Source organism: Achromobacter sp. 2789STDY5608621 (assembly GCF_001299375.1).
Classification (GTDB): Bacteria; Pseudomonadota; Gammaproteobacteria; order Burkholderiales; family Burkholderiaceae_B; genus Achromobacter; species Achromobacter insuavis.
The window spans coordinates 24,220-39,184 of sequence record NZ_CYTU01000030.1 but is presented as its reverse complement, the minus strand read 5'-3'; the positions used below and the strand labels follow the sequence as shown (position 1 = coordinate 39,184).

At 66.8% G+C, this 14,965-nt stretch carries 18 protein-coding genes and 1 tRNA gene; 12 read left to right on the top strand and 7 right to left on the bottom strand.

What is annotated here, in order from left to right:
• Window positions 1-66: 66 nt before the first annotated feature.
• On the top strand, window positions 67-1,404 hold the full coding sequence (locus tag AOZ53_RS23065) for an MFS transporter (protein WP_054432096.1): 1,338 nt from the start codon (window positions 67-69) through the stop codon (window positions 1,402-1,404).
• Window positions 1,401-2,774 carry an amidase gene (locus AOZ53_RS23060; protein WP_054489520.1) on the top strand — a complete coding sequence of 458 codons (1,374 nt, stop codon included), beginning with the start codon at window positions 1,401-1,403 and terminating at the stop codon, window positions 2,772-2,774. The genes AOZ53_RS23065 and AOZ53_RS23060 overlap by 4 nt, the downstream gene beginning before the upstream one ends.
• Here AOZ53_RS23060 and AOZ53_RS23055 read toward each other — a convergent pair.
• Window positions 2,771-4,165, bottom strand: a complete 1,395-nt coding sequence (locus AOZ53_RS23055) for a lysozyme inhibitor LprI family protein (RefSeq protein ID WP_231690667.1) — start codon at window positions 4,163-4,165, stop codon at window positions 2,771-2,773. The genes AOZ53_RS23060 and AOZ53_RS23055 overlap by 4 nt on opposite strands.
• A gap of 181 nt (window positions 4,166-4,346) precedes the next feature.
• Here AOZ53_RS23055 and AOZ53_RS23050 point away from each other — a divergent pair, with 181 nt between their 5' ends.
• From AOZ53_RS23050 to AOZ53_RS23040, 3 genes are read left to right on the top strand one after another with little or no spacing between them, the layout of a single operon-like run.
• A complete protein-coding gene (locus AOZ53_RS23050) occupies window positions 4,347-5,045 on the top strand; it encodes a MarC family NAAT transporter (protein ID WP_082380436.1) in 699 nt (232 codons plus the stop codon).
• Window positions 5,029-6,084 (top strand): Lnb N-terminal periplasmic domain-containing protein, encoded by a 1,056-nt coding sequence (locus AOZ53_RS23045; RefSeq protein ID WP_054432090.1) that lies wholly within the window; start codon window positions 5,029-5,031, stop codon window positions 6,082-6,084. Before AOZ53_RS23050 ends, AOZ53_RS23045 begins: the two co-directional genes overlap by 17 nt.
• Window positions 6,081-6,275, top strand: coding sequence for a hypothetical protein (locus AOZ53_RS23040; RefSeq protein WP_054432088.1), 195 nt, complete (start codon window positions 6,081-6,083; stop codon window positions 6,273-6,275). The genes AOZ53_RS23045 and AOZ53_RS23040 overlap by 4 nt, the downstream gene beginning before the upstream one ends.
• Here AOZ53_RS23040 and AOZ53_RS23035 read toward each other — a convergent pair.
• Both AOZ53_RS23035 and AOZ53_RS23030 read right to left on the bottom strand, forming a co-directional pair.
• Window positions 6,263-6,970, bottom strand: a complete 708-nt coding sequence (locus AOZ53_RS23035; protein ID WP_054432086.1) for a YoaK family protein — start codon at window positions 6,968-6,970, stop codon at window positions 6,263-6,265. The two genes, AOZ53_RS23040 and AOZ53_RS23035, sit on opposite strands and share 13 nt — an antisense overlap.
• A gap of 66 nt (window positions 6,971-7,036) precedes the next feature.
• Complete coding sequence (locus tag AOZ53_RS23030; protein WP_231689895.1) at window positions 7,037-7,789, bottom strand: sulfite exporter TauE/SafE family protein; 753 nt, start codon at window positions 7,787-7,789, stop codon at window positions 7,037-7,039.
• 361 nt (window positions 7,790-8,150) lie between these two features.
• Here AOZ53_RS23030 and AOZ53_RS23025 point away from each other — a divergent pair, with 361 nt between their 5' ends.
• The 7 genes from AOZ53_RS23025 to AOZ53_RS22995 are packed head-to-tail and all read left to right on the top strand — an operon-like array spanning window position 8,151 to window position 13,027.
• Window positions 8,151-9,140, top strand: a complete 990-nt coding sequence (locus AOZ53_RS23025; protein ID WP_054475792.1) for a methyltransferase — start codon at window positions 8,151-8,153, stop codon at window positions 9,138-9,140.
• Between the two features lie 31 nt (window positions 9,141-9,171).
• A complete protein-coding gene (locus AOZ53_RS23020) occupies window positions 9,172-9,420 on the top strand; it encodes an acyl carrier protein (RefSeq protein ID WP_054432079.1) in 249 nt (82 codons plus the stop codon).
• Window positions 9,421-9,438: 18 nt separating this feature from the next.
• The gene (locus AOZ53_RS23015) at window positions 9,439-10,332 is read left to right on the top strand and encodes a diiron oxygenase (RefSeq protein WP_082385743.1); all 894 of its coding nucleotides are present in this window, start codon (window positions 9,439-9,441) and stop codon (window positions 10,330-10,332) included.
• A 14-nt stretch (window positions 10,333-10,346) separates the two neighbouring features.
• The gene (locus AOZ53_RS23010) at window positions 10,347-11,303 is read left to right on the top strand and encodes an NAD(P)H-dependent flavin oxidoreductase (protein ID WP_054475786.1); all 957 of its coding nucleotides are present in this window, start codon (window positions 10,347-10,349) and stop codon (window positions 11,301-11,303) included.
• Between the two features lie 58 nt (window positions 11,304-11,361).
• Window positions 11,362-12,147 carry a class-II aminoacyl-tRNA synthetase family protein gene (locus tag AOZ53_RS23005; RefSeq protein WP_054432073.1) on the top strand — a complete coding sequence of 262 codons (786 nt, stop codon included), beginning with the start codon at window positions 11,362-11,364 and terminating at the stop codon, window positions 12,145-12,147.
• Entirely contained in the window at window positions 12,148-12,531 is a 384-nt protein-coding gene (locus AOZ53_RS23000; protein WP_054432072.1) for a thioesterase family protein, read from the top strand.
• A complete protein-coding gene (locus tag AOZ53_RS22995; RefSeq protein WP_156333488.1) occupies window positions 12,506-13,027 on the top strand; it encodes a 4'-phosphopantetheinyl transferase family protein in 522 nt (173 codons plus the stop codon). The genes AOZ53_RS23000 and AOZ53_RS22995 overlap by 26 nt, the downstream gene beginning before the upstream one ends.
• Window positions 13,028-13,125: 98 nt before the next feature.
• Here AOZ53_RS22995 and AOZ53_RS22990 read toward each other — a convergent pair.
• The 4 genes from AOZ53_RS22990 to AOZ53_RS22975 form a co-directional block, all read right to left on the bottom strand.
• Window positions 13,126-13,201, bottom strand: a tRNA-Ala gene (locus tag AOZ53_RS22990).
• A gap of 70 nt (window positions 13,202-13,271) precedes the next feature.
• Window positions 13,272-14,054 carry an exodeoxyribonuclease III gene (gene xth / locus AOZ53_RS22985; RefSeq protein WP_054489516.1) on the bottom strand — a complete coding sequence of 261 codons (783 nt, stop codon included), beginning with the start codon at window positions 14,052-14,054 and terminating at the stop codon, window positions 13,272-13,274.
• A 249-nt stretch (window positions 14,055-14,303) separates the two neighbouring features.
• On the bottom strand, window positions 14,304-14,615 hold the full coding sequence (locus tag AOZ53_RS22980) for an addiction module antidote protein (RefSeq protein ID WP_054432067.1): 312 nt from the start codon (window positions 14,613-14,615) through the stop codon (window positions 14,304-14,306).
• Window positions 14,612-14,926: a type II toxin-antitoxin system RelE/ParE family toxin gene (locus AOZ53_RS22975; protein WP_054489514.1), complete on the bottom strand. Its 315-nt coding sequence runs from the start codon at window positions 14,924-14,926 to the stop codon at window positions 14,612-14,614. The genes AOZ53_RS22980 and AOZ53_RS22975 overlap by 4 nt, the downstream gene beginning before the upstream one ends.
• Window positions 14,927-14,965 lie beyond the last annotated feature (39 nt).

Sequence of the window (14,965 nt, the reverse complement as noted above, 5' to 3'; positions counted from 1 at the left end):
TTTGTTTTCCGACCCCTTAGCATTGCGCAACCCAAACGTTTGGGTAAATCGACTGGATTGATCGCAATGACTCTTGAATCCCGGAACTCGCGGTTCCGTTACCGAATTTTCACCATGGTCGTGCTGCTGGCACTGATCAACTACATCGACCGCGGCGCCATGTCCTACGCCGCCGCCCACATCACCGGCGAATACGGCCTGGATCGGGGCGACTGGGGCGCCGTGCTGGGCTACTTCGGCTACGGCTACATGGTCGGCGCGCTGTTCGGCGGCATGCTGGCCGACCGCTTCGGCCCGCGCAAGGTCTGGATCGTGGCCGGGGTGACCTGGTCGATCTTCGAGATCGCCACCGCCTGGGCCGGCGACTTCGGCCTGGCCTTCCTGGGCGGCTCGGCGCTGGCGGGCTTCGCCACCATCCGCATCCTGTTCGGCGCGGCCGAGGGCCCGGCGTACTCCATCATCAACAAGACCATCGCCAACTGGGCCACCCCGCGCGAACGCGGCTTCGTGGTCGGCTTCGGCCTGCTCAGCACGCCGCTGGGCGCGCTGTTGACGGCGCCGGTGGCGGTGGGCCTGCTGAGCCTGACCGGCAGCTGGCGCGCCATGTTCTACATCCTGGGCGCGGCCGGCCTGATCGTGCTGGTGCTGTTCATGCGCATCTTCACCGACCGGCCCGACACCAACCCGCGCGTGTCCCCGGCCGAACTGCGCGAGATCCAGGCGGCGCGCGCCGAGCAGGCGGCCGGGCAGGGCGCCGACGCGCCGGCGCTGCCGTGGTGGAGCTTCTTTCGCAGCAAGACGCTGCTGCTGAACACGCTGGGGTATTTCTCGTTCAACTACGTCAATTTCCTGCTGCTGACCTGGACCCCCAAGTACCTGCAGGACACCTTCGGCTACAGCCTGTCGTCGCTCTGGTACATGGGCATGATTCCCTGGACCGGCGCCTGCGTCACCGTGCTGCTGGGCGGCCGCATTTCCGACATGCTGGCCAGGCGCACCGGCAACCTGAAGATCGCCCGCAGCTGGTTCGCCGCCGGCTGCCTGCTGGCCACCACGCTGTGCTTTCTGCTGGTGTCGCAGGCGCAGTCGGTGTTCGCCGTGATCGCGCTGATGACGCTGGCCAACGCGCTCAACGCCATGCCCAACTCGGTCTACTGGGCCGTGGTGATCGACACCGCGCCCGCCAGCCGCGTCGGCACCTTCAGCGGCCTGATGCACTTTTTCGCCAACATCGCCTCGATCCTGGCGCCGACCCTGACCGGTTACCTGGCCGTGCGCCACGGTTATTCGGTGATGTTCGTGGCCGCTTCGGTCGCCACCGCGGTCGGTATGATCGCCATGTTGCAGGTGCGCCCGGGCGTCGGGCCGCGCCTGCCCGCCAGCCGCCAGGGAGCCGCGCAATGAACCCCCAATCGAATTCCGCCCCGGCCCTGGCCGTCGAACCCGGCTTCTTCGCCGGCCGCAGTCTGGCCGATCTGCAGGACGCCATGCGCCAGGGCGCGCTGGACGCCGAGGCGCTGGTGCGCCACGCGGCGGCCGCCATCGAGCGCCTGAACCCGGTCGTCAACGCCTTCGTGCATGTCGACGTCGAGGCCGGCCTGGCCGCGGCCCGCGCGCTGGACGCCGAGCGCGCCCGGGGCCAGGTGCGCGGACCGCTGCACGGCATCCCCGTCGCCATCAAGGACAACGTCGACACCGGCGACATGCCCACCACCATGGGCGCGGCGCACTTCCTCGGCCACCGGCCCGAGGCCGACGCCGAGTGCGTGGCCTTGTTGCGCGCGGCCGGCGCCATCGTCATCGGCAAGACCCTGACGCATGAATTCGCCTACGGTCCCACCGGCGACCGCAGCGTGCAGGGCGCCTCGCGCAACCCCTGGCGTACCAGCCAGATCACGGGCGGCTCCAGCGCCGGCAGCGCGGCCGCGGTCGCGGCCGGCATGGTGCCGGTGGCGCTGGGCACCGACACCGGCGGCTCGGTGCGCGTGCCGTCGGCGTTGTGCGGCCTGGTGGGCTTCAAGCCGACCCACGGCCGGGTCTCGGCGCGCGGCTTGTTCCCGCTGTCGCCCAGCATCGAGGACGCCGGCGTGCTGGCCAATCACGTCGAGGATGCGCAGGTCTTCATGCAGGCCCTGACCGGCGGCGCGATCGGCCTGGGCGCCGATCCCGGCCCGGCGGCGCCGCGCATGATGTGGGTGCCGAACGCGCCGTTCGCCATCGACGACGCGGCGGTCACCGCGTGCGCGCGGGCCGCGGCCGAGCGCTTCGGCGGCGTGCTGCAGGATGGCGCCGAGGTCACCCGCCACGCCCGCGCGCTGCAGGCGGCCTTGGGCGCCGTGCAGCGTTCGGAAGCCTATGAAGTGCACGCCGAACGGGTCGAGCAGGAGTCCGGCAAATACGATCCCGAGGTGCTGGAGCGCCTGCGCGCGTCGCGCCCGGTGCAAGGCTGGGAGTACGTGCGCGCGCTCAAGACGCGGGCCCATTTGCGCACGGTGTTCGCCGGGATCTTCGAACGGGTGGACGTGCTGGCCTTGCCGGCGGTGGCGATCACCGCGCCCGCGCTGCAGCAGCGCAGCGTGGCCGGCCCCGGCAGCGCCGGGGTGCGCGAGACCCTGCTGGGCCTGACCAATCCGTGGAACCTGCTGGGCCTGCCGGCCATCGCCCTGCCGGCCGGCTGGGTCGACGGGCTGCCGGTGGGGCTGCAACTGGTGGCGGCCGAGGGCGCCGACGAGCGCCTGCTGGCGCTGGCGGCGCGCCACTGGCGCCGGCCCTAGACGCCGTTGTCGCCCTGCACCGGGCCGATCGACGTGTCGATATCGACCGCGCGGCGCTTGCCGCGCAGGTCGAACGCGTCCTGCTTGCCGCCCGGGTCGGGATCGCGGATCCAGAGCTGCGCCGCCAGGCCGGCCTTGGCGCTGTAGCCGCCGAACCAGTCCACCACCCGGCCCACGTAGCATTGCGGGCCGACCCGCACCGTCAGGTCGCCGACGGTCTCGTAGCTGTAGTGGCCGGGCCCGTAGCCGTTGTAGGTCTCGCGCTCGTCCAGGCTGGTGCCGGCCGGCACCGGGCACAGCGGCTTGTCGCCAGGGGCGTCGCCCTTGGCCGGGCCGGGCGGCAGGCCGGCCAGCGCATGGGTCAGCGCCGCGTGCAGCGTCTCGTCCAGCGTCCTGACCGCGCCCGTGTCCGGGCGCTTCTGCTGCCGCGGCACCGACAGGTCATAGTGATAGCGCACGGTCAGCGTCGGCGCATCGCCCACGCGGCGCAGCGGCCTTAACAGATACAGGCGGTCTTCGCCGTAGTTGCCGACCCGATAGGTGGCGTAGACCCGGCCGCGCAGGCGGATCCAGTCGCCCGACTGGTTGGCGCCGCGGCCGTTGATCGTGTACAGCGAGCCGCCGGCGTCCGGCGCGTCGTTGGCATCGGCGGGAACGAAGCGCGCGCCGTCGCGGCGCAGCGCGCCGACGTCGGAGAACAGGCCGGTGCCCCCGATGTAGGTGTCGACCACCAGGTCGCGCTGGCCATCGCCGTCCAGGTCGAGCAGGGTGTACGAGACGTTGCCGCCTTCGGCGTCGTTGTCGCCGTCCAGGCCGGACGCCAGCACGGCGCGCCATTCGTCCTCGGTCACGCCCGCCGGCCGCTCGGCGGGCAGGCGCGCCAGGTCATCGCCGTCGGCGGCGCGCACATTGGAGAAAGTGGTGGCTTCGGTCTTGACCGAGAGCGCCGCCAACGCGGACTCCAGCGGCATTTCGGGATCCTTCAGGCGGGCCGCGGCCACCGCCTGGCGCAGGTCTTCCAGCGCCAGCCTGTCGGTGGCGTCGGGCGCGTAGCCCTGGGCGCGCCGCAGCTGCCCCTGCAATTCGGCCAGCCGCGTCTCGTATCGCTGGCGCAGGCAGTCGCCGTCGGCGCCGCACAGGTTGCGCTGCTTGAGCCAGCCGCGCTGGGCCTGGCGCAGGGCGTCGGCCTGCTGCGGCCGGGCCGCGCGCAGCTTGCCGTAGACCGCGCCCAGTTCGGCGTCGAGCTGGTGCAGCGCGCTGTCGGCGCACAGGGTCTTTTCGGTGGGCGTGCGGGCCTGGCCGCAATCCATGCCGGCCGCCGCGGACGCGGCGAAGGGAGTGAACGCGAGAAGCAGGGCGGCGGGCAGCCCGCGCAAACGGACGACGGTCACGGAGAATTCCTGTCAGGGATGGGCCGCGGGCGGCCAAGGGCGCATCGTACCGGGGCGGGGCACAGGGTAAGTACGGATGTTTTCCTTTGCTTACATTACACTGTGCGGTGTAGCGCAGCCGACGACCCTGGGCGAGCGCGTTGCACCTCCGTCCCGACCCGCCGTTTTTTCCTCCGCCGCGATGATTGATGATCTGGTTCAACTGGGCAAGCTGGTCAGCCTGGGCCTGGCGCTGATGCTGCCGTTGGCAAATCCCCTGACCTCCATGACCATGCTGCTGTCCCTGGGGCAGCACATTCCCTACAAAGAGCGCGAACGCCAGATCCGGCAGGCCGCCTGTTATGTCGTGGGCATCATGCTGGTCACGTACTACGCCGGCGCCTGGATCATGGCTACCTTCGGCATCTCGATCCCGGGCCTGCGCATCGCAGGCGGCCTGATCGTCGTCAGCATCGGCTTCAGCATGCTGTTTCCGTCGGCCACCGCCGCGGCCAGCGATGAGCGCGAAGCCGACGTGGCCGCCGACGTGGCCGTCCACCGGCAGGTGCCCAACATCGCCTTCGTGCCGCTGGCGCTGCCGGGCACCGCCGGCCCGGGCACCATCGCCATGATCATCAGCGCCGCCTCGACCGTCGGCAGCGAGACCGCCAGCCAGTACCCGGCGTGGACCATCGCCGTCACGCCGATCATCGTCTTCGCGCTGCTGGGCCTGCTGTTCTGGATCTGCCTGCGCTCGGCCGGCCGCATCGTCGCCCTCATCGGCAACGGCGGGGTCGAGGCCATCTCGCGCATCATGGGCTTCCTGCTGGTGTGCATGGGCGTGCAGTTCGTCATCAACGGCGTGCTGGAAATCGTGAGCCAGCATGGCGCCGGTGTCTGACCCCGCGCGGCCTGGCCGGGCCTGGCGCTGCCTGCGGGTGCTGGGCCGGGGCGCGCTCAGCCTGCTGATGCTGTGCTCCATGGCATGGGCCTGCCTGGCGTTCTGGTACCAGGGGCCGGCGGCCGTCTGGGGCAAGGCGCTGCTGATGCTGCTGTGGGTCGCCCTGGGGCTGTATGCATTGCTGCGGCTGTGGCATGGCGCCGGCCGCCTGCGGCGCCGGCCCGCGCTGTGGGCCTACCTGCTGGCATTGCTGGCACTGGCGGCGTGGTGGCAGAGCATCGCCCCGTCCAATGACCGGGTCTGGGCCGATGACGTCGCCCGGACGCTGCGCGGCAGCGTCGCCGGCAGCATCGTCACGCTGGACAACGTGCGCGACTTCAAATGGCGCTCGGACACCGACTACACGCCGCGCTGGGAAACTCGCGTCTACGACCTCGCCACGCTGCAATCGGTCGACATGGCCCTGTCGTACTGGGACGGTCCGGCCATCGCCCACACGCTGGTGTCCTTCGGCTTCGCCGACGGCCGCCATGTCGTCTTCTCGGTCGAGATCCGCAAGGAGCGCGGCGAGCAGTTCTCGGAACTGGGCGGCTTTTTCAAGAAGTTCGAACTGAGCGTGGTGGCGGCCGACGAGCGCGACGTGCTCTACGTGCGCGCCGGTCCGCGCGCCGAGAACGTCTATCTCTATCCGGTGAAGATGCCGGCGGACGCGATGCGCCAGCTGTTCCTGTCGTACGTGCGCACGGCCAACGAGCTGGCCGACACGCCGCGCTTCTATCACACCGTCACCGCCAACTGCACCACGCTGGTCTACCGCATGGTGCGGGCCATCGTGCCCGGCCTGCCGCTGGACTACCGCATCCTGTTGTCCGGCTACTTGCCCGAGTACCTGTACGACCAGGGCGGCCTCGATACCAGCCTGCCGCTGCAGACCCTGCGCGAACGCGGCTTCGTCGGCATCCCGCCGATCCTGGGCGAGGATTCCATCGGCTTTTCTCGCACCATCCGCCGCCACCTGCGCGCCGGGAGCGCGCCATGATCTCGCTGCGCGCCGCGTTGCTGATCCTGTTGTTCGGGGCGCTGCTGTTCCTGGCGATGCGCACGCCGGGCGTGCTGGTCTACGACTACCTCGCGCAGCGGCTGCGCGGTCGCGGCCAGCCGCCGCAGGACGTCCACAAGCAGGATCCGTCCGCCGCTCCGCGTCCGAACCAGGCGCGTCAGCCGGGGTAGGCGCGCGCCAGCGCCTGGCCCGCCAGCGACACCAGCGGCGGCAACGCAAAGGCCCACAGGCCGATGCCGACATGCAGCAGGGCCGCCGCGCCGCAACCGATCGCGAACGCCAGCACCGCGCGGCCCATGCGCCGCATGCGGCGGCCAGCGGCCGCGTCGGCCTCGCCGCGGACGGTGTCCGCCAGGTCCAGCATGATCTGCGTGGTGGTGCCCGTCATCAGCGTCGACGGCGGCGCGGCGCCCAGGTGCACCCGATGCACCGCATTCTGGATCGACATCGCCAGCACCAGCGTCATGCCGGTGGCGAACAGTCCCCAGCTGTCGCCCATCGGAAACGGCCCCAGCGTCACGGCCAGCGCCGCCGCCACGCACAGCAGCAGCGTCTTGACCGTGAGCAGCCGCATGAAGGCCGGCTTGCCGGCGTCGCGCCGCGCCTGGCCATACAGGCGCGCCAGGAACACGCCCAGGCAGAACACCGGCAGCGCCGCCAGCTTGGTCCAGGCGCCCGAGGCGCCATTGCCCAGCGCGTAGCCGATGGTGACGAAGTTGCCGGTCACGTGCGCCGAGAACAGGCCGTGCAGCGCGATGAATCCCAGGGTGTCGACGTAGCCGCCGTTCAGGCTCAGGAGCAGCGGCAGGCGTTCGTCGGCGGGGGCGGCAGGGGGGCTGGCGGAGGGGGCGGCAGGCGTGGACATCGACGTTCCATCAGGGTGACGGCAAAGTGCCTACCGTTGTATCGCAGTTGTGCGATTCACGCACACTCAGAACCAGTACTTCGCCGCATAGATCACGGTCATGACGGCGCCCGTGACAATGACGAACCCCCGGACTGCCGAAGCGGGCAGGACACGTATCAAGTGGCCGCCCAGATAGCCGCCCGCCAGCGCGCCGGCCAGCATGCAGAGCGTGGCAGGCCAATGGACCGAGCCCTGCGCGATAAAGATGACGATCGCCGCGGCGGTGACAAACGTGGCCAGCAGGTTCTTCAGCGATTTGATGGCGCGCAGGTTTCCGGGATCCGTGATTGAAATCACCGCGGTCAGGATCACGCCCAGCCCGGCGCCAAAAAAACCCCCATACACGGAGGCCAGTGTGATCGGCAGCACGCCGCGCGCGCGACTCTCCTGCGCTTGGCCGCCGCGCCGGCGCGCGCTCCAGGCCTGCACCTGAGGCGCAAAGGCAAACAGCAAGGTGGCAAACGCGATCAGGGCCGGCACGGGCAGGATGAAATAGGCGGGGGGGATGGCAAGCAGGATGAATGCGCCCAGCGCGCCGCCCGCGGTGGCGGCGATCGACAGCAGCCAGAAGCGCCGATCGGGAGCGGGCAGATTCTCGCGATCGGCCAGCGCCGCCAGGATATGGCCGGGCGATATGGCTACCGCGCTGGAGGCATTGGCGATGACGGGCGGCAGGCCCGCCGCCACCATCGCGGGAAAAGTAATCAGTGTGGCGCCGCCCGCCAGCGCATTGATGACGCCGCCTAACGCGCCCGCGCCGGCCAGCAGTGCCGCCATGCTCCACTCCATACCCACACCTTTTTGGTTAAGCGGAATAATGGTCCATATATTGGACCTTTATATTGGGCCTATATATCGGACGAAATTTATTATTGCCTATTTTCTGCGTGGGTATAGAATGCTCGAAAATAAAAGAATAAATAATGGTCCATTATATGGACTTCAAAAAAACTCCGGCGACGCCTTTTAGCCGCCCCGCAAGATCGCTGTCAACTCCCAGGATGGCGCATGCGGCCGGATCTCCCTCGGTTTTGCGTGCCCCGTCCTGATCGCTGGTTTCCAACCCCGTCCCGGGGTTGTTGCGTGTTCACCTGTCTGGCCCGTCGGGCCATCACCGCTGAATCAGGAGGGAATATCGATGGATGTGAGCTTCATGGCGTTTTCCCGGTTGGCGTTCGGGCATTGGGAGGGGCAGCCCTTGTATGCCTTGGCCGACCTGGGGATTGCCCAGCGTTTGTCCGAACCCCGCACATGCGCCGAGCTGGCGCTGGAACTCGGTTGCGAATCCGAGCCGCTGGAACGCCTGCTGGACTGCGCGGTCGCGCAAAAACTGCTGACGGGCGACGGCGGGCGCTACGCCAATACCGATCTCAGTGCGCGCTTTCTCACCGAGGACAGTCCCGAATCCCTGTTGTGCTGGCTCCGCGTCATGGCGCGCTGGAAGCAGCCCTGGGCGCAACTGGCCGAGGCGGTGCGGCGCGGCGAGGCGGTGGACAACCAGTCCAAATGGCTGGGCGAAGACCCCCAGTTCATGCGTGACTTCATCCTGGGCATGCATCAGTTCGCGTCCCGTTCGGGAGCTGCATTTGCCGAGGCATTGAAAGCGGCGCCCATTCGCCATCTGGTGGATGTCGGCGGGGGCGCAGGCACGTATTCCATTGCCTTGTGCGCGGCGCGGCCCGAGGTGACCGCACTGGTTCTGGATCTGGCGCCGGTGGTCGAGATCACGCGCGAAACCGTGTGCGCGGCCGGCCTGGCGGACCGCGTGAGCGCCAAGGTGGCCGATTATCGGCAAGACGGTTTCGGCGAGGGCGCCGACGCACTGCTCTTTTCCAACGTGCTGCATCAGGAGAGCGCGCCGGTGTGCCGATCGATGCTGGACCGCGCCAGGCAGGCATTGCGTCCGGGCGGGACATTGCTGGTGCAGGGCTACTTCCTTGCCGAGGACCGGCGCGCGCCGCTGTTCACCACCTTGCACAACCTGTCCGCGCTGGCGCTGTGGGACGGCGGGCGCAGTTGGACGGTGGGCGACATGCAGGCGCAGATCGCGGCGGCCGGGTTTGAGCGCCAAGCCGTGCTGCGCCAGGAAAGCAGCGGGTTCTGCCTGCTGTCGGCCGTCAAGGTCTGACCCGTTATCCACCTATTGAACCGGAGCCTATATGTCCACACAGACCGTCACCGATACCGAAGCCGAAGTGATCGCCTGGCTGAAGGAAAACCGCGATGCGCAGGTCGAAGGCATCAAAGAGAAGAACCTGATCGAAGAGCGCATCCTGGACAGCATGCAGTTCCTGGACTTCATCATGTTCCTGGGCGAACTGGTGGGGCGCGATGTCTCGACCGCCATCACCGTCGACGACCTGCGCACGGTGGATGCCATCGTCAATTTCGTCCAGGTACAGCGCTAGCCCGAGAAGGAAGGCATCATGACATTCGACTACTCAAGAATCGGCCGCCTGATGACGCTATCCAAAGGGCGTTCGCACGATCCCTACGAGCGTTTTGAGTGGCCCGCCCATATTCCGGATGACCAGCCCTGGTGCAGCAATGACTTGCTCACCACCTACGGAACGCCTTTGCAGGAGCAGTTGGACGCCGCGCAGCGGATACGGCTCAGCAAATGGGAGGCGGTCAATTTTTTCAGCCTCAACGTGCACGGCATCAAAGGGGTGCTGAGCTTTGTCAGCCGCTGCATCTATGAAGAGCGCTATGCCGATGTATCCGAATACCTGCATGTCTTCATGGGCGAAGAGAACTTCCATATGTGGTATTTCGCCAAGGCCTGTCTCGATTATGCGGGAAAGATATACCCGTCGATTCAGTTGCAGGGCGATGCGCAGGCGCCCACGCCAGAGTTGGACGACCTGTACATGTTCGCCAGCACGCTGATCTTTGAAGAGTTCGTCGACTACTACAACCATAAGGTCGGCACCACGGACGGCATTACCGAGATCCTCAAGCAGATCAACTACCAGCATCATGTGGACGAGTCTCGCCACGTGTCCTTCGGCCGGGAAATGGTGCCGCGCCTGTACCAGATGGCGCTGGAGCGCGGGGGCGATCCTGACGCGACGCGCGCGGAGGTGGCGCGCACGGTGACGAATATGTTCCGCTACTTCATCAGCCTGATGTACAACCCGGCCGTCTATGACGATGCCAAAGTCTACGAGCCGCTGGGATTTCGCAACGGCAACGCCATGCGCAACGCGCTGCGGTCGCATCCGGCGCGCAAGGCCGTCCACGAGCAATGGTTCAAGCGTAGCGCCGCCTACTTCACCAAACAGGGGCTGGTGACGGACTTGAATCTGGCCGCGCTATAGGGCGGAGGCACACCATGGCGCAGATTGCCAGCAGTTCCCGGGTGAAAGCGTTTTTCGGCGCGCGCTTGCCCATCCTGCAGGCCGGCATGGGCGGCGTGGCGCAGCCGGAATTGGCGGCCGCCGTGTGCGAGGCGGGCGCGTTCGGAATGATTGGCCTGTATCGCCACACGCTGGACGAGATCGGCCTGTTGCTTGCGCAGACCGCCGCGCTGACCCGGGCGCGCTTTGGCGTGAATCTGGTGCCCTTCGTGCTGGACGCGGACGCGTTGCTGGAGCGGTTGGCCTTCTTGGCGGACTGTCCGGAGCAGCCGATCGTGACCTTCTTCGGTCTGCCCGGCGCCCCCGTGCTGCGGGCCTTGCCGGCCGGGATGGAGTATGGCGTGCAAGCGGGGACCTGGGACGAGCTGCAAGCGGCGTTCGATGCCGGCGCGCGCTTTGGCGTGTTGCAGACGACGGAGGCGGGCGGCCATCACCTGGGTTCGACCGCGCGCGCGCAGGCGCTGGACCAGGCTGCCGGCCATGGCGTCGACAAGCGCATGGTGTTCCTCAGCGGCGGCATCAGCAACCCGGTGGAGTTGCGCCAGGTGATGCAGGCCGGATTTTCCGGCGTCCTGTGCGGCACGGTATTCGCGGCAACCCGGGAGTCCGCCGCGCACGAGCGCTACAAGCAGGCAATCGTGAACGCCACGCCCGGCGATACCGTGGTCACCGACCGCTTCAGCGTGGGGTGGCATACCCATCGCCACCGGGTCATCCGCAATGCCAGCTGCAAGGAATCGCTGCCGGCGAGCGTCATCGGCTCCGCGAATTACTTTGGAAAGCGTTATCCCATTTTGCGTTACAGCGTTGCGGTACCCACCGTCCACACCGAGGGTCTGATCGAGGACATGGCGTTGTATTGCGGAACGTCCTGCAAGGACACGCATTCCATCCGAACCGTGCGCCAGGTGCTGGCTGACTTGACGGCGTAAGGCGGGGTCGTGTCCGCATTCTTCTAAGTGCTTTCAGGGATTTTCAGGAGATTCTGTCGTGATCATCGAAAAGCAATGGCATCAGGTAAAGAACGTGCTGCAGGGCAAACTCGACGACATATTCTCGATTGCGCCCGACGCTACCACGGAGTTCGACAGCTTGCTGGCCCATGAAGAGATCAATGCGCTGGGCTATGTGCGCAATTTCCCGCACCTGACCTGCGTCATGTGCTCGATAGAAGAGGGGGAGCTGCTGGGGTTCGCGCGCGGCCAGCGCAAGCTGGACCAGGATTTCAAGGCGCTGTCCGCCGACGTGGCCTTGTTGCCGGCGACCTGCTACAAGGTCTACCTTGGGCTGCAAGGACAGCATCTGGAAGGCGCGCGGGTGGAATCCTGCATCGCGCGCTGCTTCCGGCACGAGGACAAGGCGCTGGATCGTTACCGTGCCTTCAACTTCACCATGAAGGAATACGTGTACCTGGGCACGGCGGAGGGCGCGCAGGCGCACCTGGAAGCCGGTTATGACCGCCTGTTCTCCCTGTTCGCGCAACTGGGAATCCGCGCGGGTTGTGAAGAAGCCAACGATCCCTTCTTTGATTCAGGCAGCGCCGTGGCGCGCCTGTCGGCGCTGACGCCCACCAAGCGCGAACTGGTGTTCGACGGCCACGCCGTGTCGTCGCTGAACTATCACCGCAACTACTTTGGTGAAAAGTTCGATATCCGCCTGGCCGGCAACTTCGTGCACACCAGTTGTGTCGCGTTCGGCTTGGAGCGCTGGATCTCCATGTTCAAGGATCGTTTCGGCAATGCGGCGCAGGCGCTCGCCGCGCTGGAGCGCGCCTAGATGGGGCATCCGACCGTACAGGCGCAGGCATTGTTCCAGACAGGCCAGCAGTTCCAGAAAACCTGGGTGGTCGATGCCGCCGCCAGCGCATTGAGCTATGGCGGAGATCTGGATGTGCTGGCCACCCCGGTGATTGTCTATTGGATCGAGTCTTATGCGACGGAGTGCATCCGGCTGGCGGGCGACGGGCGTTGCGGGTCGGTCGGGCATGCGGTCAGTGTGCGGCACGTGGCGCCCGCGCATCCGGGTAGCGCGGTGCGGCTGACGATCACGGTAGAGGCCATGTTCGGCAATTCCCTGCGGTTCAGCGCGCGCGCCGTGGCGGGCGAGGCCGACACCCTGATCGCGACCGGCTCGCATGACCGTACCCTCGTCGAACTTTGACGTCACGGTGATGTTGGGCGCGCTGGACCCCGCGCTGTCCGGGCGGGCCAGGCGCACACGGTTGGGCAAGCCGTACCTTCCCGGTCTTGCTGGTTTCGGCGTGAGCGACAGTTCCGGCACGCAGGCGCGGCTATACGCCAATCGCAAGTACGTGGGCATTGACATCGAGCATCTGGATCGGCCCGATCTGGCCGCCCGCCAACACCGTCTGGCGGCCTGGCTGGCGCGGCGGGACCTCGTCGTCGTGGATTTCCTGGCCGGCTGGGTCGCCCGCGAGGCTTGCGCGAAAAGCGTGGGGCTGGGGCTGCTGCATGCGCTGCCGCGCCTGTCCATCACCTGGGCGCGACCGCTCGATCAGGGCGGGGCGCAAGAGATCGGCCTGGTATTTGGCCGCTGGAGATTCGTCGCGCGGTGCGAGCGGGTCGGCAGGGTGCTGCTATGCGTGTGTTACCGGCAGGAGTATGGCAAGCCGCGCATCTCCTTGCTGCGGCCTTGAATCCATGGGCCGATCCGCCCAAACAAAACAGCGCCAAACAAAAACAGCGCCCTAAGGCGCTGTCTTGGACTTACTCCAGATTTCGCTGGAGCTTGAATTGGTGGAGCGGAGGAGGATCGAACTCCCGACCTTCGCATTGCGAACGCGACGCTCTCCCAGCTGAGCTACCGCCCCAAATCAAGCAAGACCGCAAATATACAGGAATTCCCGCGCGCCGCGCAAGCTGGCGCGCAAGATTTTTTGCTCAATCGAACGTCAGCGTGGCCACCACCGGCGCATGGTCGGACGGTTGCTCGTTGCGGCGCGGTTCCTTGTCGATCACGCAGGCGGTGCAGCGCTTGACCAGCGGCGCCGACAGCAGGATGTGGTCGATGCGCAGGCCGGCATTGCGGCGGAACGCGAACTGGCGGTAGTCCCACCACGAAAACGACTTCTCGGGCTGCTCGAACAGGCGGAACGAGTCGGCCAGGCCCAGGTCCACCAGGTGCTGCAGCGCGTGGCGCTCGGGTTCGGACACCAGCACCTGGCCTTCCCACTTCTCGGGGTTGTGCACGTCCTCGTCGGCCGGGGCGACGTTGTAGTCGCCCAGCACCGCCAGGCGCGGGTATTGCTTGATCTCGTCGGCCAGCCAGGCGCGCATGGCCTCGAACCATTCGAGCTTGTAGGCGTACTTGTCGGAGCCGACCGCCTGGCCATTGGGGCAATAGGCGCAGACCACGCGCACGTCGCCATCGGCGCTGGGGAAGGTCAGGGCCAGCACGCGCTGCTGCGGGTCTTCGTAATTGGGGATGTTGCGGACCATCGACGTGCCCGGCACGCGCGACACGATGGCGACGCCGTTGTAGGTCTTCTGGCCGGCCCAGACCGCGTGGTAGCCGGCTTCCATGAAGGCGGCCTCGGGGAACTTGTCGTCGGTCAGCTTCAGTTCCTGGATGCACAGCACGTCGACGGGATTGGCGGCCAGCCAGTCCAGCACCTGCGGCAGGCGCACGTTGAGGGAGTTGACGTTCCAGGTGGCGAGTTTCATGGGGAGAATGCAGTTTGTTGTTTCAGAGGGTTGGGGGGGATTCTCTAGGAAATCTTGGCTTCCGGCTACTGGCCCGGCGACTACCGAACCTTCTTGAAAATCGACCGAATAGGTTTTTTCTTGCCGGCGATGGCGTGGTTTCGCGTGTCATCGACATGTGCTTATGGTCCTCTCCCGCCGACTCTGCGGGGACGGCTGGGTTCCAGCGCGGCTCGGGTTTTCGATTCGGTCGTGGCTCGTCATGCGGGCCTAGGCCGGATGTTCGGCCTGGACGACCAGGCGTACGCCCAGTGCCTTGCATACCTTGGCGATGGTGTCAAAGCGCGGGCTGGCGCCGGCACGCAGGGCCTTGTACAGGGATTCCCGGCCAATACCGGCGGTCTCGGCAATTTGCGTCATGCCGCGAGCGCGCGCGGCAACTCCCAGCGCCTGGGCAAGCTCATCGAAGTCTCCGTCCTCGATCACCTGCGTCAAGTAGGCGGCGATGTCCTTGTCGTCGCGCAGGTAACGCGCAGGGTCGAAGGTGGGCAGTTCGGAAACCTTGATCGTCTTCTTGCTCATGATGGGTCTTCCTCGTCGTTTCTCAGGGCCCGCGCCAATTCCTTGGCGTGCTTGACGTCACGGCGTTGTGTGGTCTTTGTGCCGCCGCCCAGCATGACGATCAGCACGTCGCCCTGCTCGATGTAATACATGCGCCAGCCAGGGCCAAAGAACTCGCGCATCTCGCTCACGCCCTCTCCGACCGGTTTCACATCGCCCAGCAAACCTCGCGCGGCCTTTTCAAGCCTGCGGATCAGGCGGGCTCGCGTAGCTGGGTCTGTCAGGCTGTCGAACCAAGCGTCGAACGCTGGCAGCGGCTTTATGTGGTACATGATTAGTGTATTCGATCGGATACTTTCTCGGCAAGCGGA